Here is a 20,197-nt window from a genome sequence, read left to right on the forward strand (position 1 = left end):
CTCCCACAGGTTGGGAGCGGAGCCCGCGAAGGGCTGCAACGCAGCCCCAGGGAACATGGAGCGCCCTATGCGTCCTCTGGCCGTGCCCCTGTTGTTGCTGCCTTGGGCGCTTGCGGCCCATGCCGAACCTTTGCCGGGTTTTCTCGACAGCCATGAGTACGAACGTCGCCTGCCCGGCGCCAACCTGCCAATAGACGCCTACCGCCCGGTCAGCGCTCACCTGCAGCTGGCCGGGGTGGAGGTTGACAGCCCCGCGTGGGCGCCTGCGGATACCCCGCTGGTGCTGCATAAAGTGCGCTTCGAAGGCGGCACGGTGTTCCCCTTGAGCGACCTGCGCGATCACTACCAACCGCTGATCGGGCACCAGACCACGTTGGGCGAGCTGCAGCAGTACACCGCGCGCCTGACCCAGCGCTATCGGCAGGAAGGCTACCTGTTGTCGTACGCCTACCTGCCGCCGCAGGAGGTGGCCGATGGCCGGGTCAATGTGGTGCTGGTCGAAGGCTATATCCGTGATTACCGCGTGGACGGCGATATCGGCCCGGCCGGCGCCTATCTGCACCAACTGCTGGAGCGCCTTGCAACCGAGCGCCCGCTGACCCGGGAAACGCTGGAGCGCTACCTGGGCCTGGCCGAGCGCCTGCCGGGGGTGAGGATAGAGCCGCAGCTGGCCGTGGCGCAAACCGCTGATGGTGCTGCGCGGTTGACCGTGCATGCGCAGCGCAAGCCGTTCAGCGCTGCTGTTGCCGTTGTTGATGGCAACCGCGACGATGCGCAGGCGCTGATGACGGCAACCAGCCACGCCCAGACTCGCTTTGCCGAACAGATCGAGGCCAGCCTGTTGCTGCCGCCGGGGGATGACCAGGTGCATTACCAGCGCCTGGCCTACAGCCAGTGCCTGGACGCGGGCGGCAGCCAGCTGCTGCTGTCGGCTTCGCGCTACCGCAGCGAGCCCGGCACGCGGATTCGTCTGGACGATGGCCGTGACATCACCCGCAAGCGCGACAGCGATCGCTATGCGATCGGCCTGCGCCAGCCGGTGATCGTCAGGCCGGATGAATGGATGGTGGTGCAGGGGCAGGTGTATTCGGTCAGTGAGCACTTCAAGGACCGGGTGGATGGGTTGTCATCGGCACGGGACTACGACACCTACGTGCGTGCGCTGTCATTCGAGGGCGACTGGCGCAAGGTGGAAGAGGGCCGTTTGCGTATCGTCAGCGCCGGGGTCTATCAGGGCCTGGATTACCTGGGGGCGCGCAGCGATGCCGACTACGATCTGGATTTTCTGCGGTTGCGGCTTTCCGGTTTGCAGAGCGACAGGCTGCTCGGTAACTGGCAGGGGGTGGTGTCCGGGGCGCTGTACTGGAGTGATGACCGCTTGCCCGACAGCGAGCGTGCGGGGTTTGGCGGGCAGAGTTTCGGCCGTGGCTACCCGCGCGACCAGGCGGACGGGGACAAGGGCTGGGGTGTGGCTTACGAGGTGAATTACAGCATGCACGCCAACTGGCTGGCGTTGGTGCAGCCCTATGTGGTGTTGGATACGGCGCAGGCCTGGCATAACCGGGGGCCTGTGGAGGATGCCCACCTGGCTTCGGCGGCGCTTGGTGTGCGGTTGGGCGATGGGCGCTTGTTCAATGTGGCGCTGGAGCTGGCCAAGCCTTTGGCGGATGTGGCATTGGACAGCCTGAACCGTGGGCCTCGGCTGACTTTGACGCTTGGCGTTCAAATGTAAGGGGGCGCGCTGCGCCCCAATCGCGACACAAGGCCGCTCCCACAAGTCCACCGCCATCCTGAAGGTTGTGAAGTCCCTGTAGGAGCGGCCTTGTGTCGCGATTGGGCTGCGAAGCAGCCCCCGGGAATCAATTACTCAATGGGTAGTAAACCGCTGATGCACCGGCGACGAACTGGGTGTCAGTGCCAGGGCCAGCTGGGTGCGGTTGTGCATGTGGGTCAGGCGCAGCACCTGCGACACATACAGCTTCACGGTGTTCTCGGTAATGCCCAGCTCACAGGCGATCTGGTAGTTGGTCTTGCCCTTGCCCACCAGGCGGGCCACCTCCAGCTGGCGTGGCGACAGCTTCTCGAACGCCGCTGGCAGCTCGCTTTCGCTTTCTTCCACATCCGTGGCACGTCGATGAGTACCCTGGCCCCGGGCCTTTTCCAAATCCTGGTAAAGCTCGTCAATCGATTCGGCCAGATCCTGCAGGCGCTGATTCAATCCGCCGAGGTCGTGGAAGTTGCGCTGGCGTTCCAGCAATGCCTCTTCCTGCCGACGTACGCCTTCAAGCAGTTCATCGAGTTCCACCGGCTTCTGGTAGTAATCGGCAAAGCCTTCGCGCAGCGCGCGGATCACGTCCTGTTTCTCGGCACGCCCGGTCAACATGATGGCTTCGAACATGCGCTGGCTGCCGTCGAACTGCTTCAGGGTGCGCATCAGTTCAACGCCATCCCGTCCCGGCATGTGCAGGTCGCAGATAAGCAGACCGATGGCTGGGTCTGCCATATAGCGCTCGATGGCTTCGTCAGCAGAATGGGCCGGTACGCAAACATAGCCCTTGGTTTCGAGGAATTCACAGAGTTGTTCGACAATGACCGGTTGGTCATCCACCACCAAAACCTTCAACTCACTCACTTGTCTGGACACGATCCACTCCCTGTTCGTATACGGCCCTGCTCCCGGGCCAGACGCTCTGGCAGTTTAAAAATAGTCGCACCAAGCGAATATGTACAAGTTTTGTACAAGGTGTCGGACCACAGGCTAGCTCATTGGACCCATACCGCTGTCAACAGAAAGCCGGCCAGCACATAGGGGACGAACGCCTGCTTGTCACCCATTTCTTCGGTCAGGGCCTGCAAACGCTTTTTCACCTTTGGGTTGAGCAAGGTCCACAGGCGCCGGCGGGTGAGCAGCCACAGCAGCACGCTGACACCGGCGCCGATGAAGGTGCCAAGCACGTATTGCGGGCTGGTGGCCAGCGCCAGTGCGCCCATCAGCTTGACGTCATCGGCGCCGAAACGGCCAAGCATGTAACCGGGCAGCGTCAGCAGCATGACGATGGCCAGCGCCCAGCCTGCATCGCTGGCATCGGCACCGATCCAGCTGTGGCCGGTGGCGAACAGCCAGGCCAGGGCGCAGGTAGCCACGCCAAGGGTGAGCATGTTGGATATCTGGCGTTGACGCACGTCTTGTTCGGAGCACAAGGCAAGCCACAGCAGGAGAACAATGCTTTGCATTGGCAGGTCGCCCTTCCCAAATGTTGAACACATCTACCCGGTCAGTCAGGTTTCCTTAAGTGAAGATAGACGGGAACCTGCGGGGAGTGGAGCGGGAGAGGGAAAAAGGCGTGGCCGGGATGGATTTTGTCGCTGTTGAAACAGGCCTCGCAGGCGACCCTTGTGGGAGCGGGTTCACCCGCGAACACCGGCAAAGCCGGTGCCATGCACCGCGTTGTTTTCTTCGCGGGTAAACCCGCTCCCACAGGGGCTGCGGCGCCTGCATAACCGCGTTCGGTGTTACTTCCTGCTCCCCGGCGGGTAGTTGGCCAACACCTTGGTCACGGTGTTCTGGATCGCGCTGTTGCGTTCCTCGGGGCTTGGCGGGTAGTTGTTCATGATCTGCTCGGCACTGCCGCGCCACACCAGCTTGCTGTCACGCCCATCGAAGAGGTCGATCTGGATGGTGGCGACCTTGTAGTCGACGCTGCGGGTTTCGTTGTACATCGGCCCACCCCAATAGCCGCCCCAGTAGCCCCCCCAGCCACCGCCGTAGTTGGTGGTGATCTGTTGCTGGCGCTGCTCGACGATCAGGTACGCACGCACTGTCAGGTCTGGCCGCGCGCCACTTTGCACCGGGCGCAGGCCGCGCTGGTCGAGTTGGTTTGCGACTGCCTGGCGAATGCGCTGCTCGGTCAGGTCGCTCTTGATTCGTGGGTCGTCCGGGCGGTACTGCAGGCCCGGTTCCTGCCATGCCCAACTGCGGTAGGCGGCAAAGTCACGGCTGGCATCGAAATCCTGCTGGACGTTATTGCTGGAGCAGGCGGCGAGCAATAACGCGAATGACAGTAGAACGAGACGGCGCAACATGATGGTTCTCCGTTGGATATCAACTGGGAGGATAGCCGTTGAGCGCCTTGTGCACAGAATCGCGCAGGGCGCTTTCGCGTTCACGCGGCGAGTCCTTGTCGCTGCCGCTTTCGGCGCTGGCACTCCATACCGGCTGGCCGCTGCGGGCGTCGTACAGGTCGATACGCACCACCATCACTTGCACCTCGTAGGTGCGCACGATGGGCACGCTGGCATAGCCACCATAGCCATGGCGGTAGCCGCCATAACCGACACCACCGTAGGGGTACGGGCCGTAGTAAGGGTCGTAGGCATCGTAGTCACGTACCTGGCGCAAGCGCTTTTCCAGGCGTATGTCGGCGCTGACCAGCAAGTCGCCGGGGCCGCCCCGGGCGGGGCGCAGGCCATGCTGGTCCAGCGCGCCGCTGACGGCATCGGCCAGTTGCCCCGGGTCGGTATCGACCGAACCACTGGGCAACTGGCCGTTGCGCCAACTCCAGCTACGGTAGTGCCCGTAATCTCGGGCCGGTGTCGGGTAGGCACTGGCATCGAAGGTGCTGGCCGCCTGGGCAGGCGCCGGTGGTAACGGGCGGCTGCTGGCCACATAGGGGTTGCTGCCCTGGCAGCCAGCCAGGGCAAGCGGCAGCACGGCCAGGCATAACAGACGGTACGGCATGTATTCCTCCCGGCGGGCAGGTCAGCGGGGGCGGCAGACCCAGTGCAGGTAGCGGCCGAGCCCGGCGAAGCTGGGGTGTCGACGGTAGGCCAGTTCCATTTCCAGCAGGTCGAGCAGCTCGGCCTTGCCTTGGAATTCCTTGGGCATGTAGTCGTGGAACACCCGCACGCCACTTTCGCTTTCAACCTGCCACATAGGATCAAGTTGCGCTCTGAGTTCGCGTGGATCAAGCGGTTTTTGCGGGGTCAGGCTCTGCTTTTCACCTTCCAGCCGGTTGCTGCGCAACTTCCGGAAATGGCCCTTGAGCAGGTTGCGATAGACCAGGGCGTCGCGGTTGTAGAAGGCCAGCGACAGCCACCCGGAAGGGGCCGTGAGCTGGTGCAGCACCGGCAGGATGCTTTCGGGCTCGGCCAGCCATTCCAGTACGGCGTGGCATAGCACCAGGTCGTAGGGTTCGGTCAGCTGGCCAAGCAGCTCTTGCCAGGGGGCCTGGATGAAGGTGGCCGGTTGGCCGGCTTCGGCAAAGCGCGCCCGTGCGCCGTCGAGCATCGGCGCGGCGGGTTCGGCCAGGGTCAGCTGGTGGCCGCGCTGGGCCAGCCACAAGGCCATGTGACCCAACCCGGCACCAATGTCGAGAATGCGCAGCGGGCGGTCGGGCAGGGCTTCGGCCAGGTCGGCCTGCAGCACGGCCAGGCGGATGGCGCCCTTGGCGCCGCCGTAGATCTTCTCGGCAAAGCGGGTGGCCAGCTCATCGAAATGACGGTCGTTCATCGGGCGAAGCGCCTCTCGCTGTCGGCCAGCTTGGCTCGCACCACCTGGTCCATGTCCAGGCCCAGTTCGCTGCACAGCAGCAACAGGTACAGCACCACATCGCCGATTTCCTGGCCGGCATGGGCCAGCTTGTCGGCGGGCAGCTGGCGCGATTGGTCTTCGCTCAGCCACTGGAAGATTTCCACCAGTTCGGCCATTTCGACGCTGGCGGCCATGGCCAGGTTCTTCGGGCTGTGGAAGCCACGCCAGTCGTTGTTGTCGCGGATCTGGTGCAGGCGTTGGGTGAGTTCTTGCAGGTTCATCGGGGGTCTCCTAATGCTGCATAGCTTCTGCGCAGGCCCGATGCAAAGCAAGGGGGCCGCTATGCGGCCCATCGCGACGCAAGGCCGCTCCCACAAGCGGTCACCGGCATCAAACCGAACGCGGTACCTGTGGGAGCGGCCTTGTGTCGCGAAAAGGCTGCGAAGCAGCCTCACGATTTAAAGGGGGGCCCAGCGCCCGACCATATGCAGAACCCCTCCATGCCCATCCAGCCGCAGCTCTCCCGCAGCCCCCGCCTCACTGGCACCGAGCACCACCTCCGACGGCAACCGCACCGGTTTGCGGAAATCCACCTCGAAGGCATAGCCACTGTGCGGCAGGTGCCCGCGCAGTGCCGCCAGGGCCATGGCCTTGCTCCACATGCCATGGGCAATGGCCGTGGGGAAGCCGAACAGCCGCGCACTGGCTGCGCTGAGGTGGATCGGGTTGTAATCCCCGCAGACCTTGGCATAACGCCGGCCGATATCGCTGTCGGCGTACCAGCGGGTCGCCTCTGGCAATGCTTGTGGTTCGTCCTCGGCAGGCTCACCTGCCTCGCTTTCCAGCTTCAACCCGCGCACCAGCATACGGCTGGTCTCGCGCCAGAGCAGGCCGATGCCGTCTTCGGCTTCGGTGACCAGGTCGAAGGTGCCGCCCTTGGAATGCGCTTGCAGATTGCCTGCATGCACCGCGAAGCGCAGCCCTTCGATACCGCCCAGTGGGCGCAGCACCTCGATGCGGTTGTGCAGGTGCACCAGGCCGAGCAGCGGGAAGGGGAAGTTTGGCGCGGTCATCAACTGCAACTGCAGCGTGAACGCCATGACATGTGGATAAGTACCCGGCAGGCGGCCATCGTCGGTGAAGTGGCACAACCGTCGATAGGCGGCCAGGTTGCCCGGCTGGACGCGGATGAAGCAGCGCAGGCCGTCGTCCGGCAGCTGGTCGCCGCTGATGCTGCGCTTGCTGGCCGCGCGCAGGTACAGGCTGGCGCGCGAAGCCGGGCTGTGCAGGTCGTGCCAGTGTCGGTTCATGTTCAGGCCCCCATCAAGGCCTGGCCGCATACCCGCAGCACCTGGCCGTTGACTGCGCCGGAGCCCGGCTGGCTGAGCCAGGCGATGGCTTCGGCGACATCCTGCGGGCGGCCGCCCTGGCCCAGCGAACTCAAGCGTCGCCCGGCCTCGCGCAGGCCCATGGGCATGGCGGCGGTCATATGGGTTTCGATGAAACCGGGTGCCACGGCATTGATGCTGCCGCCGCGCTCGGTGAGCCGGGGCGCCCACGCCTGGGCCAGGCCGATCAGCCCGGCCTTGCTCGCGGCATAGTTGGCCTGCCCGCGGTTGCCGGCGATGCCGCTGACCGAGGCCAGCAGGGTGATACGTGCGTTTTCACCCAGGGCGCCGTTGTCGTACAGCGCCTGGGTCAGCACCTGCGGTGCCTTGAGATTGACCGCCAGCACCGCGTCCCAGTATTCCGGGGTCATGTTGGCCAGGGTCTTGTCACGGGTGATACCGGCGTTGTGCACCACGATGTCGATGCCGTCGGGCAGGGCTGCAAGCAGTTGCGTTGCCGCGTCGCCGGCGCAGATGTCCAGGGGCAGCGCCTTGCCGCCCAGGCGTGCGGCCAGGGCGTCGAGGTCCTGGCTGGCTTGCGGCACATCCAGCAGCAGTACGTCGGCACCGTCCCGGGCCAGGGTTTCGGCAATGGCGGCACCGATGCCGCGCGCGGCACCGGTTACCAGGGCGCGGCGCCCAGCCAGCGGCCGGGTCCAGTCCTCGACCTGGCTGGCGCAGGCATGCAGGCGCAGCACCTGGCCGGAGATGAAGGCGCTTTTGGGCGAGAGGAAGAAGCGCAGGGCGCCTTCCAACTGGTCTTCCGCGCCGGGGTCGACATACAGCAACTGCGCGGTCGCACCGTTGCGCAGCTCCTTGGCCAGCGAGCGGCTGAAGCCTTCCAGGGCCCGTTGGGCAATGCTGGCCAGTGGGTCGTCGAGGCTTTCTGGCGCGCGGCCCAGCACCACTACATGGGCGCACGGCGCCAGGCTGCGCAGCAGTGGCTGGAAAAATTCGCGCAACTGCTTCAACGCGTCGCTGTCGGACAGGTGACTGGCATCGAATACCACGGCCTTGATCTTCGGCCCCAGGCCAGCCACCCACGCTTCGGCCTGGAGGTTGTCGGTATTGAAGCTGTAAAGCGTGTCGGTCAGGCGCGGGGCAATGGCTTCGACCTGGCTCGCCAGTGGCCCGCCACCCAGTACCAAGGCACCTTCGACCGGGCGCAGGCGGCCGGCCTGCCAGCGCTCCAGCGGCGCCGGGCGTGGCAGGCCAAGGGCATCCACAAGACGGCGGCCGAGGTTGGAGTTGGCAAAGCCGAGGTAGCGATCGCTCATGAGTGGGTCTCCCGGAAGGCAAGCTTGAAAGTGTGGACCAACTTTGTGGCAAGGTCGTTCGAATGCGGTAAAAACACCTAGGCTGTACGGATCAAATTGTTTCAGGAGGAACAAGCGCATGCGTTCACTTCGCCGGGTCGCGATCCTGGGCGGCAACCGAATTCCCTTCGCCCGCTCCAATGGCGCCTACGCCACGGCCAGCAACCAGGCGATGCTCACCGTCGCCCTCGAAGGGCTGATCGAACGCTACCGCTTGCATGGGTTGCGCATGGGGGAAGTGGTCGCCGGTGCGGTGCTCAAGCACTCGCGTGACATGAACCTGACCCGTGAGTGCGTGCTGGGCTCGCGGCTGTCGCCGCAGACGCCGGCCTACGACATCCAGCAAGCCTGCGGCACCGGGCTGGAGGCGGCGCTGCTGGTGGCCAACAAAATTGCCCTAGGGCAGATCGACTGCGGCATTGCCGGCGGCGTGGACACCACTTCCGATGCGCCGATTGCGGTAAACGAAGGCCTGCGCCACATCTTGCTGCAGGCCAACCGCGGCAAAAGCCTGGGCGAGCGGCTAAAGCCATTCCTCAAGCTGCGCCCTCACCACCTGAAACCCGAATTGCCGCGCAACGGCGAGCCGCGCACCGGTTTGTCGATGGGCGAGCATTGCGAACGCATGGCCCAGGCCTGGCGCATTGGCCGTGCCGAACAGGACGAGCTGGCGCTGCTCAGCCACCAGGCGCTGGCTGCCGCGTACGCCGAAGGTTGGCAGGATGACCTGCTGACGCCGTTTCTGTCGTTGACCCGTGATAACAACCTGCGCCCCGACCTGACCCTGGAGCAACTGGCCAGGCTCAAACCTGCTTTCGATCGCAGCGGGCAGGGCACGCTGACGGCGGGCAATTCCACACCGCTGACCGATGGTGCTTCGCTGGTGTTGCTGGGTAGCGAGGAATGGGCCGAGCAGCAGGGGCTGTCGGTGCTGGCCTATCTGGTCGATGGCGAAACCGCTGCGGTGGATTTCGTCACTGGTCGCGAAGGCTTGCTGATGGCGCCGGTGTATGCGGTGCCGCGGCTGCTGGCGCGCAATGGCCTGACGCTGCAGGACTTTGACTATTACGAGATTCACGAAGCCTTTGCTGCCCAGGTGCTGTGCACACTCAAGGCCTGGGAAGATGCCGATTATTGCCGTGAGCGGTTGGGGCTGGATGCGCCGCTCGGGGCGATCGACCGTAGCAAGCTCAACGTCAAGGGCAGTTCGCTGGCGGCCGGGCACCCGTTTGCCGCAACCGGGGGGCGGATATTGGCCAACCTGGCCAAGTTGCTGGCGAGGGCGGGGAAGGGGCGGGGGTTGATTTCGATCTGTGCGGCGGGTGGGCAGGGGGTGACCGTCATCGTCGAGCGCTGAAGCCACGCCTTGTGGGAGCGGCCTTGTGTCGCGAAAGGGGCGCGAAGCGGCCCCGGGGTTTCAGCGTCACAGCAAAAATTGTTGGGGCCGCTTTGCGGCCCTTTCGCGACACAAGGCCGCTCCCACAGAGACCGCGCCTGACTTGACCACGAATCAGCTGTTAGGCTTGTCTGGTCAGAACTACAAGAAACCGCCATGCCGATCATCGGACACCCCCGCGCCATACCGGCGCTGGACTACCTGCCCAGGCCACTCTATGCCCGTGCCGAAAGCCTCGGCGCCGGCTCCTGGACCACTCGCCACCAGCACGACTGGGTGCAGTTCTCCTACGCCATCAGCGGCGTTCTCGGGGTGTATACCCACGAAGGCAGCTACTTCGCCCCGCCCCAGTGGGGCGTGTGGATACCAGCCGATGCCGAACACGAAGTGGTCACCTCGATGCAGGCCGAAATGCGCAGCCTTTACGTGCGCCGGGATGCCTGCCCGTGGGCACCGGAGCAATGCCGGGTACTGGAAGTGACCCCGCTGGCGCGCGAACTGATCAAGCAGTTCTGCCTGTTCCCGGCCGACTACCCGGAGGGTGACAGCGCCGAGGCGCGGCTGGTGGCAGTGCTGCTCGACCAGTTGCGCATGCTGCCCGAGGTCGGTTTTTCGCTGCCACTGCCACGGCACCCGAGGTTGCTGGCGCTGTGCAATGGTCTGATCGCTGCACCGGACCAGTCGCAGACCTTGCAGCAGTGGGCGCGAGAGCTGGGGTGCTCGGAGAAGACGCTGATGCGGCTGTTCCAGCGGGAGACGGGTTTGAGTTTTCGCAACTGGCGGCAGCGTATGCGGCTGTTGTCGTCGCTGGCGCTGCTGGAGGCGGGGGAGAGTGTGACCGAGGCGGCGTTGGGGTGTGGGTATGACTCCACCTCGGCTTACATTGCGGCGTTCAAGCAATTGTTCGGCGCGACGCCGGGGGAATTGAAGCTTTAGGCAATCAGGCATTGTTTGCCTGCACCGGCCCAATCACCGGCAAGCCAGCTCCCACAGGGACCGCACAGATTTCAAGGCCTGTGGTAAACCTGTGGGAGCGGGTTCACCCGCGAAGAGGCCGGCGCAGGCAACACATCAGGTACGGAACCTGCGCACCAGCGCATCCAGCTCATTGGACAACCCGGCCAGGCTCTCCGAATCCATCCGCGCCGCCTGGGCCAGTTCGGCCACCAGTTGCGCATCGCCGTGAATCTGGCTGATGTGCCGGTTGATGTCCTCGGCCACCTGGTGCTGCTCTTCGGCCGCCGTGGCGATCTGGGTGTTCATGTCGCGGATCACATCCACCGACTCGCGGATCTGCCCGAAGCTGTCACGGGCCAGGCCGATGCGGCTCACCGACTGCTGTGAAACCTCCAGGCTAGCGTGCATCTGTGCGGCCACTTCGGCAGTGCGGCTGGCGAGGTTGCCAAGCAGGCCATCGATCTCGGCTGTGGAGTCGGCGGTACGTTTGGCCAGCGCCCGCACTTCGTCGGCGACCACGGCAAAGCCACGGCCCTGCTCGCCGGCACGGGCCGCTTCGATGGCGGCGTTGAGCGCCAGCAGGTTGGTTTGCTCGGCAATCGAGCGGATGGTGCCGAGGATCGACTGGATGGCGTTGCTGTCACGCTCCAGCTGCTGGATCGACTGTGCCGACTGCTCGATCTCCTGGCTCAGGCGGTCGACGCTATGTACCGCGGCATCGATCTGCTGCTGGCCTTCGCGGGCCTGTTGCTGGCCACTGTCGGCCGACTGCGCCGCCTGGCTGCAGGAACGTGCCACTTCGTTGGCAGTGGCGACCATTTCGTGGAAGGCGGTAGAGACCATGTCCACCGCTTCGCGCTGGCGGCCTGCGGCTTCGGCCATGTCGCTGGAAACGCGGGTCGAGCTGCTGGAGGTGCTGAGGATCTTGCTGGCGGCAGCACCGATGTGCTGGATCAGGCTGCGAATGGCACCGAGGAACTGGTTGAACCAGCTGGCCAGTTGCGCGGTTTCGTCGCGGCCACGGATTTCCAGGTTGCGGGTCAGGTCGCCCTCGCCCTGGGCGATATCTTCCAGGCCGCTGGTGACGCTGTTGATCGGGCGCACGATCAGCTTGGCGAAGGTGGCACCGACCACGGCGAACAACGCAGCCAATACCAGGGCCACCACGCCGATCAACCAGGTCAGGCGGGTGGTGGTCTGCATCACTTCGCTTTGTTCGATCAGGCCGATCAAGGTCCAGCCCAGCTGTTCGTCCGGGTAGATGTTGGCCATGTAGCGCACGCCATTCAGCTCCACTTCGGCCAGCCCCTTGCCGTGCTTGGCCAGCTCGGCGTACCCGTCGCCAAAGCTCGCCAGTTGCTTGAAGTTGTGCTTGGCGTCACGAGGGTCGACCAGTACGTTGCCGTTGTTTTCCACCAGTAGTACGTAGCCGCTTTCGCCCAGCTTGATCTGCTGGACGATCTCGGTGAGGCCTTTGAGCGAGACGTCGACGTTGACCACGCCGCCAGGGTTGCCCAATTGGTTGGCGACGGTGCGCACGGTGCTGACCAGCACGGCGTCGTCGGCAGCCCAGTAGTAGGCGCCGGTACGCAAGGTCTTGCCAGGGTTGGCCATGGCCAATTGGTACCAGGGGCGGGTGCGCGGGTCGTAATTGACGAACTTCTGCCCGGCCGGCCAGCCGACATAGCCACCGTCATTCACCCCGTAGGACAGGTACGCATAGCTGGGATGCGTGGTGGCCAGGCGGTTCATGAACTCCAGCAGCTTGCTGGCCTGGTCGCCCAGTTCATAGGACGGGGTTGCGCTCATGTACTTGTTCAGTTCGCTACCCGTGGCGGCGACCATCGGCTGCGCAGCCAGGTACTCGACGTTCTGGTTGATGCCCTGGAAGAAGATGTTCATCGCGTTGCTGACCTGGCGGATTTCCCGGCTGCTGCCATCGAGGAATCCGTCGCGGGCTTCGCCACGCAGGTTGAGGACCACCAGGGTGGCCACAAGGACGATGGGCAAGCCGGCGATGACCGCGAATGCCCAGGTCAGTTTCTGTTTAATGCTCATCGACGCTCCCGGATTTTTTATTTTCGATACACGAGGCAGGTAACAATTGCATCGGCAGCATCCGGGTTTAATGTAGGGAAACGCCCGTATTTATTGGATAAAGTCGTAGTTGGTGACTATTCGGTCGTGTTTGGACGTATATGGCATACCAAAGGGTTGCGGGGTGGCTCAGTGACAGCAGCCGCCCGTAGCACCATTGGCCAGGTCCTTCAGGATCGGGCAGTCCGGGCGCTCGTCTCCCTGGCAGTGCGAGACCAGTTCGCCGAGGGTGTCGCGCAGGCTCACCAACTCTTCGATGCGCCGGTTCAGTTCAGCGATGTGCTGCGTGGCCAGCGCTTTCACATCGGCGCTGGCGCGCTGGCGGTCCTGCCACAAGGTCAGCAGCTTGCCGACCTCTTCGAGGGAAAAGCCCAGGTCGCGGGAGCGCTTGATGAAGGCCAGGCTGTGCAAGTCTTCCGCCTGGTACAGGCGGTAGCCGCTGTCGCTGCGCGTGGCGGGCTTGAGCAGGCCAATGGACTCGTAGTAACGGATCATCTTGGTGCTGAGCCCGCTGCGGCGGGCGGCCTGGCCGATGTTCATGGAGCCTCCTGGGTGTTGCTGGTGGGTTTCCACGCCTTGAGCCACAGCGCGTTGCTCACCACGCTGACGCTGGACAGGGCCATGGCGGCGCCGGCCAGTACCGGGTTGAGGTAACCCAGCGCGGCCAGCGGGATGCCGATCAGGTTATAGATGAACGCCCAGAACAGGTTCTGGCGTATCTTCGCATAGGTCTTGCGGCTGATCTCCAGGGCGGCCGGTACCAGGCGTGGGTCGCCGCGCATCAGGGTGATGCCGGCGGCCTGCATGGCCACGTCGGTACCGCCGCCCATGGCAATGCCGATATCGGCGGCGGCCAGCGCCGGCGCATCATTGATGCCATCACCGACCATGGCGACCACGCCATCCTGCTTGAGTGCGGCCACGGTCGCGGCCTTGTCGGCCGGCAGCACTTCGGCATGCACGTCGTCGATGCCCAGGGCATCGGCCACCACTTTGGCGCTGCCGCGGTTGTCGCCGGTCAGCAGGTGGCTGCTGATGTGTTGCGCGTGCAGGGTATCGATCGCCTGCTCGGCACCGGGCTTGAGGCTGTCACCAAAGGCGAACAGGCCCAGCACCCGCGGCTGTGCGCCGCGTTCGATCAGCCATGACAGGGTGCGCCCCTCGGCTTCCCAGGCCTGGGCCTTGGCGGCCAGGTCGCCGGGTGGCAGGGCGCTTTCATCGAGCAGGCGGCGGTTGCCCAGGGCCAGCTCGCGGCCTTCCACGCGCCCGGCGATACCACGCCCGGTCAGCGACTGGCTGTCGGCAACGCCAGGCACGTCCAGGCCCTGTTCGGCGCAGGCATCCAGTACCGCCTTGGCCAGCGGGTGTTCGCTGCCGCGCTGCAGGGCACCGGCCAGGCGGTGCAGGTCGGCGCTGCTGCCCACCTGCGCCTGGCTGTGGACAACGCGCGGGCTGCCGGAGGTGAGGGTGCCGGTCTTGTCGAACACCACACGGTTGACCGCATGGGCGCGCTCCAGGGCTTCGGCGTCCTTGATCAGGATGCCATGGCGGGCGGCGACCCCGGTGCCGGCCATGATCGCTGCGGGTGTGGCCAGGCCAAGGGCGCAGGGGCAGGCGATGACCAGTACCGCGACGGCATTGATCAGCGCGGTTTCCAATGGCGCGCCGGCCAGCCACCAACCGACCAGGGTGATCAGCGCCAGTACCAGCACGGCCGGGACGAATACCTGGCTGACCCGGTCGACCAGCTTCTGGATCGGTGCCTTGGCCGCCTGGGCGTCTTCCACCAGGCGGATGATGCGTGCCAGCACGGTTTCTGTGCCCAGTGCCTGAGTGCGTACCAGCAGCCGGCCTTCGCCGTTGATGGCGCCACCGGTGACGCTGTCCCCTGGCTGCTTGGGCACCGGCAGGCTCTCGCCGCTGATCAAGGCTTCATCGGCATGGCTGCTGCCGTCTTCGACCACGCCATCGACCGGGAAGCGCTCGCCGGGTTTGACCAGTACCAGGTCGCCGAGACGCAGTTGGGCAATGGCCACGTCTTCTTCCTGGCCATCAACCAGGCGCACGGCCCGTTCCGGGCGCAGGGCCTCGAGGGCACGGATGGCGCTGGCGGTCTGGCGCTTGGCACGGCTTTCCAGGTACTTGCCCAGCAGCACCAGGGCAATCACCACGGCCGAGGCTTCGAAGTACAGGTGAGGGGCCATGCCGGCGGGGGCCTGCGCCCACTGGTACAGGCTCAGGCCGTAGCCGGCGCTGGTGCCCAGGGCCACCAGCAGGTCCATGTTGCCAGTCCCGGCGCGCACGGCTTTCCAGGCGGCCACGTAGAACCGCGCGCCGAGAATGAACTGCACCGGCGTGGCCAGCAGGAACTGCACCCACGCTGGCAACATCCAGTGCACGCCAAACGGCTGCACCAGCATCGGCACCACCAACGGCAGGGCGAGCAGCAACGCTGCGCCGACCGCCAGGCGTTCGTTACGCAGGCGGTGCTGGGCAGCGTGCTGGTCGTCCCTGGCGGTTTGCGGCAGGCTGGCGCTGTAGCCGGCCTTTTGCACGGCGTCGATCAGCAGGTTGTCGTCGAGGGCCGCAAGCACTTCGAGGTGCGCGCGTTCGCTGGCCAGGTTGACGCTGACCTGTTCAACCCCCGGCAGCTTGCCGAGGGCGCGCTCTACGCGGCCGACGCAACTGGCGCAGGTCATGCCGCCAATCTGCAGTTCGACGGTTCGGGTGGGCACGCCATAGCCGGCTTCGCGTACGGCGTCGACCAGCGCGGGCAGGCTGTTGGCCGGGGCCTGGACCCGGGCCTGTTCGGTGGCGAGGTTGACGCTGACCTGTTCAGCGCCGGTGACCTTGCGCAGGGCGCGCTCGACCCGGCCGGCACAGCTGGCGCAGGTCATGCCGGAGATCGGCAGGTCGTATGTGGTGGATGCGGGCATGGCTCTCCTCCTTGGACAGGTCTCCAGCATCAACCTTGCCACGCAGGTAAGGTCAATAGTCCAGGCCGGCTCGCTTCAACTCCAGCCCATATTGCCCCATGGCGATGCGGTATTTGTTGATCTGGCCCGCCTGCAGGTTCAGTCGTGTGCTGCGTTGGTCCTCGATACCCGCGGCGCAGCCAGGCATTTGCCCGGGCAGCAGGCGCAGGCGCACGTCCACCGGGCCGGGCGGCAGGTTGAACGAGGTGGACTGCTCCTGGAACACGCGCCCGGAGAGCTGGTCGTTGAGGTAGATGCCGATTTCGCAACTGGTGGCCACTTCCAGGCGCTCCCGGGAAATGATCAGCACGCTGTAGTCCGAGTTGCCCTCGGCACTGGCCGGTGGCACTGCAGCCAGCGTGCTCAATAGCCCGACGACGCCCAATGCTGCCCTGAACATGAAGAATCTCCTGCTTGCGTGATCATCAAAGGCGCAGCTTGGCCGACGCGCGCGCGGATTTCCACCCCGGCTGTTGTCGGCAGATCTTGACCTTGCCCCGATGGCAAGCTTGAGACTCGTGGAAAACCTGAAGGAGGTAACCCCCATGCAAGTGTTCAATGTACAAGGCATGACCTGCGGCCATTGCGTGAAAGCCGTGACACGGGCGGTGCAGGAGCAGGATGCCGCGGCCAAGGTGGAGGTCGACCTGGCGGCCAGGCAGGTACGGGTGCAGAGCGAGTTGGCTCAGGAGCAGATCCTCACGGCCATTCGCGATGAGGGTTATCAGGCCGACGTAGCCTGATCAGGCCATGCGCTGAGCCCTGTAGGAGCGGCCTTGTGTCGCGATGGGCCGCAAAGCGGCCCCAGCAATTTTATGCATCGATGCCAATATCCTGGGGCCGCTTTGCGGCCCATCGCGACACAAGGCCGCTCCTACAGGGGCCGCGCCAGGGCCTGTATTGTTGCAAATGTTTTCATGTCGATAGGGCCCACAGCAGGTAGAATCGAGCACTTGCTTAGCCTGCTATGGATTCCTGATGAACCTGCGAATGGTGCTCATCCTGGGCGCACTCAGTGCGTTCGGGCCCTTGGCGATCGACTTCTACCTGCCCGCCTTCCCGGCCATGGCGCAGGCGTTCGCCACCGATGAAAAACACGTCCAGGCCACCTTGGCCGCCTACTTCCTTGGCCTGTCCATCGGGCAGCTGGCCTACGGGCCGGTGGCCGACCGCTTTGGCCGGCGCAAGCCGCTGATGTTCGGGGTGACCCTGTTCACCCTGGCGTCACTGGCCTGTGCCTATGCTCCCAACCTCGACACCCTGGTGCTGGCGCGTTTCGTCCAGGCGTTGGGCGGTTGCGCCGGGATGGTGCTGTCGCGGGCCATCGTCAGTGACAAGTGCGACCCGGTGGCTTCGGCCAAGGTGTTCTCGCAGTTGATGCTGGTCATGGGCCTGGCGCCGATCCTGGCACCGATGCTGGGCGGGGTGCTGGTGAACGTGGCCGGCTGGCAATCGATCTTCCTCGCCCTGAGCCTGTTCAGCGCCGGCTGCCTGCTGGCGGTCAGCCTGGGCCTGCCGGAAAGCCTGCCCGAGTACATACCGCGGCAACCGCTGTCTGGCGCCTTGCGCCAGTACTTGCGCCTGTTCGCTGACCGGGTGTTCGTCGGCCATGCCCTGACCGGTGGTATCGCCATCGCCGGCATGTTTGCCTACATCGCCGGTTCACCTTTCGTGTTCATCAAGCTCTACGGCGTGCCGGCCGAGCATTACGGCTGGTTGTTCGGCACCAATGCCGCCGGCTTTATCCTGGTGGCGCAGGTGAACGCACGCTTGCTGGCCAAGCGCGGGCCGGCGTTCCTGCTGGCGCGTGCGGTGTGGTTGTACCTGGTTGCGGGCCTTGCGTTGCTGGGCGTGGCAGCACTGAGGCCAACACAGCTGTGGCCACTGCTGGTACCGCTGTTCGTCTGCATCTCCAGCCTCGGCTGCATCATCCCCAACGCCTCTGCCTGTGCCATGAGCGGGCAGGGCGCGCGGGCTGGCAGTGCCTCGGCGCTGATGGGCTGCCTGCAGTTCAGCGTCGCCGCCGGCGCAGCGGCGCTGGTCGGGCTGCTGCATGATGGCAGTGCGGTGCCGATGGCGCTGGTGATCAGCCTGTGCGGGGCGCTGGTGGTCAGTGTCGCGCTGCTGACCCGACGCTTGCCGGCCAAGGCTCCCGCATAAGCGGGTGAGGTGCCTGCAGGCGGGTTTCCAACGTGGCGACGAAGGCACGCGCCTCGGCCTCGCTGCGGAAACTGACCACGTGTTGATCGAGATGGACCTGCCAGGGGCAGGCGGGGTTTCGGCTCGACGCACTGACGACAATTTTCATCGCGGCATACCTCCAAAGGGGGGAGAGCGGATGAAGTGTAGCGCTGCACCTTCTGCCTGCCATGACCTGAATCAGTGTCCTGACTGACGGTCGGCAGGAATGTTTTCTACATGTTTTTTCCTGCGTGGGGTGCAATGCCCGCAAGCACGTGGAACCTTCGCTTTGGCTTGCACTACTTGTGGAAATTGGTTGTCGGCCGCGTCCGAAGTTGCATCCGGTGTTTTTTCCGCCCGTCGTTCCCGTTCTCCTGCCATGTGTGCCGGGCTGCTTGCCCGCGCGGTCCGGGCAGCTTTCACGCACTGTTTCACTGCTTGCCAATGGGTAGGCATACCCAGTGGTTTTTTGCCGGTGGTGCCACTGCGCAACGCTGCCTGAATGGCGTTTTTTGCGGCTTATACTGGCGAACCAGGCCAGTGCCAGCGAGAGGCGCTTCCCTGCCAGGGGTGGCCATCGCATCCACACAGTGAACTTGCAGGGAGTTACAGGGACATGAACGCAGCCAGCAGTATCAGCCAGATTGCCAGCCTGATGGCCGACCCCAAGCGCAGTGCCATGTTGTGGGCATTGATCGATGGCACGCCGCGGCTGGCCAACGAGCTCGCGGTAATGACAGGCCTGACCTCGTCATCGGCATGCGCTCACCTTTCGTTGTTGTCATCGGCCGGTTTGCTCCGGCACGAAGCGCGGGGGCGCAAGCGCTACTTCCGGCTGGCCACCCCGCAAGTCGGGGCAGCGGTGGAGGCGCTGGCCAGTGTCCAGTTGGAGAGCGCCAGGGGGGAGCGGGCCAAGGCGCCGGTATCACCGCTGCCCATGTCGATACGCAGGGCGCGTCGCTGTGGCGATCACCTGGGCGGGGAACTGGCCGGTGAGCTGTATCACCGTCTGGTGGTGGCCGGCTGGCTGGAGGGGAGTGGTCGACAGCTGATGGTCAGCGAGGAGGGGCGGACGCAGTTGGCTTTGGTCGGGGTCTACATCGATGCCTTGGCGCCGCATCAGCAACGTGGCTGTGTGATCTGCCGCTGTACCGAGTGGAACGACCAGGGGCCGCACCTGGGTGGCGTACTGGGGCAGGCCTTGTTCCGGCTGTTCCTGCAATCGGGCTGGATGCGCGAGGCCGAGGACTCGCGGGCATTGCATATTTCTGCGTTGGGTATCCAGCAGATCAATCGCATTGCCCGCGTGCCGACGTTGCAGGTCGGTTGAGTCGCGGTCAGGTCACTCAGGCCAGCCGGGCATCCAGGCTGTTCTGGGCCAGGCGACGGGCCTGGTCTTCGGTCATGCCCAGGTGGGTGTGCAGGGCGTGGAAGTTTTCGGTGACATAGCCACCGAAGTAGGCCGGGTCGTCTGAGTTGACCGTGACCTTCACGCCGCGCTCGAGCATGTCGAGGATGTTGTGCTGGCTCATGTGGTCGAACACGCAAAGCTTGGTGTTCGACAGCGGGCACACCGTGAGCGGGATCTGCTCGTCGATGATGCGCTGCATCAGGCGCTCGTCCTCGATGGCGCGCACGCCGTGGTCGATACGCTTGACCTTCAGCAGGTCCAGGGCTTCCCAGATGTACTCGGGCGGGCCTTCCTCGCCGGCATGGGCAACGGCGACCAGGCCTTCACTGCGGGCGCGGTCGAACACACGCTGGAACTTGCTCGGTGGATGGCCCATTTCCGAACTGTCCAGGCCAACGGCGATGAACGCATCGCGGAACGGCAAGGCCTGGTCGAGGGTTTTCTGCGCCTCATCTTCGCTGAGGTGGCGCAGGAAGCTGAGGATCAGGCCGCTGCTGATGCCCAGTTGCTGGCGACCGTCCTTGAGCGCCTGGGTGATACCGTTGAGCACCACTTCGAAGGGGATGCCGCGGTCGGTGTGGGTCTGTGGGTCGAAGAACGGTTCGGTGTGGATCACGTTCTGCGCCTTGCAGCGTTGCAGGTAGGCCCAGGTCAGGTCGTAGAAGTCCTGCTCGGTGCGCAGCACGTCGGCGCCCTGGTAATACAGGTCCAGGAACTCCTGCAGGTTGTTGAAGGCATAGGCCCCGCGCAAGGTCTCCACATCGGCCCAGGGCAGGGCGATCTTGTTGCGCTCGGCCAGGGCGAACAGCAGCTCGGGCTCCAGCGAGCCTTCCAGGTGCAGGTGCAGTTCGGCCTTGGGCAGGGCGTTCAACCAGTCATACATGGTGGGTCATCTCGATCAGGTACGGTTGCCGCCATTCTACAGAGCCTGGCCGGGCATTGCGCA

20 protein-coding genes and 1 pseudogene are annotated in these 20,197 nt (G+C 64.8%); 6 read left to right on the forward strand and 15 right to left on the reverse strand.

Annotated features, from left to right (window positions below):
• The first annotated feature begins 67 nt into the window (after positions 1-67).
• Positions 68-1,732 (forward strand): ShlB/FhaC/HecB family hemolysin secretion/activation protein, encoded by a 1,665-nt coding sequence (locus CAG46_RS22860; RefSeq protein ID WP_085617871.1) that lies wholly within the window; start codon positions 68-70, stop codon positions 1,730-1,732.
• Between the two features lie 135 nt (positions 1,733-1,867).
• Here the strand turns inward: CAG46_RS22860 and CAG46_RS22865 are convergent, their stop codons facing one another.
• The 8 genes from CAG46_RS22865 to CAG46_RS22905 all read right to left on the reverse strand — a co-directional run bounded on the left by CAG46_RS22865 (position 1,868) and on the right by CAG46_RS22905 (position 8,195).
• Positions 1,868-2,644, reverse strand: coding sequence for a response regulator transcription factor (locus CAG46_RS22865; RefSeq protein WP_085617873.1), 777 nt, complete (start codon positions 2,642-2,644; stop codon positions 1,868-1,870).
• Between the two features lie 119 nt (positions 2,645-2,763).
• A complete protein-coding gene (locus tag CAG46_RS22870; protein WP_075044498.1) occupies positions 2,764-3,234 on the reverse strand; it encodes a prepilin peptidase in 471 nt (156 codons plus the stop codon).
• A gap of 279 nt (positions 3,235-3,513) precedes the next feature.
• Positions 3,514-4,083 carry a DUF4136 domain-containing protein gene (locus CAG46_RS22880; protein ID WP_025337576.1) on the reverse strand — a complete coding sequence of 190 codons (570 nt, stop codon included), beginning with the start codon at positions 4,081-4,083 and terminating at the stop codon, positions 3,514-3,516.
• 19 nt (positions 4,084-4,102) lie between these two features.
• Positions 4,103-4,738, reverse strand: a complete 636-nt coding sequence (locus tag CAG46_RS22885; RefSeq protein WP_085617875.1) for a DUF4136 domain-containing protein — start codon at positions 4,736-4,738, stop codon at positions 4,103-4,105.
• A 21-nt stretch (positions 4,739-4,759) separates the two neighbouring features.
• Complete coding sequence (locus CAG46_RS22890; RefSeq protein ID WP_085617877.1) at positions 4,760-5,509, reverse strand: methyltransferase domain-containing protein; 750 nt, start codon at positions 5,507-5,509, stop codon at positions 4,760-4,762.
• Complete coding sequence (locus tag CAG46_RS22895) at positions 5,506-5,811, reverse strand: MazG-like family protein (protein WP_013970728.1); 306 nt, start codon at positions 5,809-5,811, stop codon at positions 5,506-5,508. Before CAG46_RS22895 ends, CAG46_RS22890 begins: the two co-directional genes overlap by 4 nt.
• Positions 5,812-5,988: 177 nt before the next feature.
• Positions 5,989-6,840: a MaoC/PaaZ C-terminal domain-containing protein gene (locus tag CAG46_RS22900; RefSeq protein WP_085617887.1), complete on the reverse strand. Its 852-nt coding sequence runs from the start codon at positions 6,838-6,840 to the stop codon at positions 5,989-5,991.
• Between the two features lie 2 nt (positions 6,841-6,842).
• Positions 6,843-8,195, reverse strand: a complete 1,353-nt coding sequence (locus CAG46_RS22905; protein WP_085617879.1) for a 3-oxoacyl-ACP reductase — start codon at positions 8,193-8,195, stop codon at positions 6,843-6,845.
• 118 nt (positions 8,196-8,313) lie between these two features.
• Here CAG46_RS22905 and CAG46_RS22910 point away from each other — a divergent pair, with 118 nt between their 5' ends.
• Positions 8,314-9,591, forward strand: a complete 1,278-nt coding sequence (locus CAG46_RS22910; protein ID WP_075044503.1) for an acetyl-CoA C-acetyltransferase — start codon at positions 8,314-8,316, stop codon at positions 9,589-9,591.
• Between the two features lie 195 nt (positions 9,592-9,786).
• On the forward strand, positions 9,787-10,566 hold the full coding sequence (locus tag CAG46_RS22915) for a helix-turn-helix transcriptional regulator (RefSeq protein WP_085619489.1): 780 nt from the start codon (positions 9,787-9,789) through the stop codon (positions 10,564-10,566).
• Between the two features lie 135 nt (positions 10,567-10,701).
• Here the strand turns inward: CAG46_RS22915 and CAG46_RS29390 are convergent, their stop codons facing one another.
• The 5 genes and pseudogenes from CAG46_RS29390 to CAG46_RS22935 form a co-directional block, all read right to left on the reverse strand.
• Entirely contained in the window at positions 10,702-11,469 is a 768-nt protein-coding gene (locus CAG46_RS29390) for a methyl-accepting chemotaxis protein (RefSeq protein ID WP_371033815.1), read from the reverse strand.
• 90 nt (positions 11,470-11,559) lie between these two features.
• Positions 11,560-12,645: pseudogene (locus CAG46_RS29395) on the reverse strand (cache domain-containing protein); the annotation flags it as partial.
• A gap of 168 nt (positions 12,646-12,813) precedes the next feature.
• A complete protein-coding gene (gene cueR / locus CAG46_RS22925) occupies positions 12,814-13,224 on the reverse strand; it encodes a Cu(I)-responsive transcriptional regulator (RefSeq protein WP_025337583.1) in 411 nt (136 codons plus the stop codon).
• Positions 13,221-15,620: a heavy metal translocating P-type ATPase gene (locus tag CAG46_RS22930; RefSeq protein WP_085619493.1), complete on the reverse strand. Its 2,400-nt coding sequence runs from the start codon at positions 15,618-15,620 to the stop codon at positions 13,221-13,223. Before CAG46_RS22930 ends, cueR begins: the two co-directional genes overlap by 4 nt.
• A 52-nt stretch (positions 15,621-15,672) precedes the next feature.
• Positions 15,673-16,059, reverse strand: coding sequence for a hypothetical protein (locus CAG46_RS22935; protein ID WP_085619495.1), 387 nt, complete (start codon positions 16,057-16,059; stop codon positions 15,673-15,675).
• A 145-nt stretch (positions 16,060-16,204) separates the two neighbouring features.
• Between CAG46_RS22935 and CAG46_RS22940 the strand changes: the two genes are divergently transcribed.
• On the forward strand, positions 16,205-16,402 hold the full coding sequence (locus tag CAG46_RS22940; RefSeq protein ID WP_015268835.1) for a heavy-metal-associated domain-containing protein: 198 nt from the start codon (positions 16,205-16,207) through the stop codon (positions 16,400-16,402).
• Positions 16,403-16,637: 235 nt separating this feature from the next.
• Positions 16,638-17,819 carry a multidrug effflux MFS transporter gene (locus CAG46_RS22945; protein ID WP_085619497.1) on the forward strand — a complete coding sequence of 394 codons (1,182 nt, stop codon included), beginning with the start codon at positions 16,638-16,640 and terminating at the stop codon, positions 17,817-17,819.
• On the opposite strand, the gene CAG46_RS29170 is transcribed toward CAG46_RS22945, so the two are convergent.
• The gene (locus CAG46_RS29170) at positions 17,770-17,967 is read right to left on the reverse strand and encodes a hypothetical protein (protein WP_085619499.1); all 198 of its coding nucleotides are present in this window, start codon (positions 17,965-17,967) and stop codon (positions 17,770-17,772) included. The two genes, CAG46_RS22945 and CAG46_RS29170, sit on opposite strands and share 50 nt — an antisense overlap.
• 489 nt (positions 17,968-18,456) lie before the next feature.
• On the opposite strand from CAG46_RS29170, the gene CAG46_RS22955 reads away from it, so the two are divergent.
• Positions 18,457-19,170, forward strand: a complete 714-nt coding sequence (locus tag CAG46_RS22955; protein WP_013970739.1) for a helix-turn-helix transcriptional regulator — start codon at positions 18,457-18,459, stop codon at positions 19,168-19,170.
• A 16-nt stretch (positions 19,171-19,186) separates the two neighbouring features.
• On the opposite strand, the gene CAG46_RS22960 is transcribed toward CAG46_RS22955, so the two are convergent.
• The gene (locus tag CAG46_RS22960) at positions 19,187-20,134 is read right to left on the reverse strand and encodes an adenosine deaminase (protein WP_085619501.1); all 948 of its coding nucleotides are present in this window, start codon (positions 20,132-20,134) and stop codon (positions 19,187-19,189) included.
• Positions 20,135-20,197 lie beyond the last annotated feature (63 nt).

The sequence above is a fragment of the Pseudomonas sp. B23(2017) genome, assembly GCF_002113725.1.
Lineage (GTDB): Bacteria > Pseudomonadota > Gammaproteobacteria > Pseudomonadales > Pseudomonadaceae > Aquipseudomonas > Aquipseudomonas putida_Z.

Bases quoted from the DNA above. Each gene is read 5' to 3' on its own strand.
- CAG46_RS22860 (WP_085617871.1), top strand. From the start codon at position 68: ATGCGTCCTCTGGCCGTGCCCCTGTTGTTGCTGCCTTGGGCGCTTGCG.
- CAG46_RS22870 (WP_075044498.1), bottom strand. From the start codon at position 3,234: ATGCAAAGCATTGTTCTCCTGCTGTGGCTTGCCTTGTGCTCCGAACAA.
- CAG46_RS22880 (WP_025337576.1), bottom strand. From the start codon at position 4,083: ATGTTGCGCCGTCTCGTTCTACTGTCATTCGCGTTATTGCTCGCCGCC.
- CAG46_RS22885 (WP_085617875.1), bottom strand. From the start codon at position 4,738: ATGCCGTACCGTCTGTTATGCCTGGCCGTGCTGCCGCTTGCCCTGGCT.
- CAG46_RS22890 (WP_085617877.1), bottom strand. From the start codon at position 5,509: ATGAACGACCGTCATTTCGATGAGCTGGCCACCCGCTTTGCCGAGAAG.
- CAG46_RS22895 (WP_013970728.1), bottom strand. From the start codon at position 5,811: ATGAACCTGCAAGAACTCACCCAACGCCTGCACCAGATCCGCGACAAC.
- CAG46_RS22900 (WP_085617887.1), bottom strand. From the start codon at position 6,840: ATGAACCGACACTGGCACGACCTGCACAGCCCGGCTTCGCGCGCCAGC.
- CAG46_RS22905 (WP_085617879.1), bottom strand. From the start codon at position 8,195: ATGAGCGATCGCTACCTCGGCTTTGCCAACTCCAACCTCGGCCGCCGT.
- CAG46_RS22910 (WP_075044503.1), top strand. From the start codon at position 8,314: ATGCGTTCACTTCGCCGGGTCGCGATCCTGGGCGGCAACCGAATTCCC.
- CAG46_RS22915 (WP_085619489.1), top strand. From the start codon at position 9,787: ATGCCGATCATCGGACACCCCCGCGCCATACCGGCGCTGGACTACCTG.
- CAG46_RS29390 (WP_371033815.1), bottom strand. From the start codon at position 11,469: ATGGCCGAAGCCGCAGGCCGCCAGCGCGAAGCGGTGGACATGGTCTCT.
- cueR (WP_025337583.1), bottom strand. From the start codon at position 13,224: ATGAACATCGGCCAGGCCGCCCGCCGCAGCGGGCTCAGCACCAAGATG.
- CAG46_RS22930 (WP_085619493.1), bottom strand. From the start codon at position 15,620: ATGCCCGCATCCACCACATACGACCTGCCGATCTCCGGCATGACCTGC.
- CAG46_RS22935 (WP_085619495.1), bottom strand. From the start codon at position 16,059: ATGTTCAGGGCAGCATTGGGCGTCGTCGGGCTATTGAGCACGCTGGCT.
- CAG46_RS22940 (WP_015268835.1), top strand. From the start codon at position 16,205: ATGCAAGTGTTCAATGTACAAGGCATGACCTGCGGCCATTGCGTGAAA.
- CAG46_RS22945 (WP_085619497.1), top strand. From the start codon at position 16,638: ATGAACCTGCGAATGGTGCTCATCCTGGGCGCACTCAGTGCGTTCGGG.
- CAG46_RS29170 (WP_085619499.1), bottom strand. From the start codon at position 17,967: ATGAAAATTGTCGTCAGTGCGTCGAGCCGAAACCCCGCCTGCCCCTGG.
- CAG46_RS22955 (WP_013970739.1), top strand. From the start codon at position 18,457: ATGAACGCAGCCAGCAGTATCAGCCAGATTGCCAGCCTGATGGCCGAC.
- CAG46_RS22960 (WP_085619501.1), bottom strand. From the start codon at position 20,134: ATGTATGACTGGTTGAACGCCCTGCCCAAGGCCGAACTGCACCTGCAC.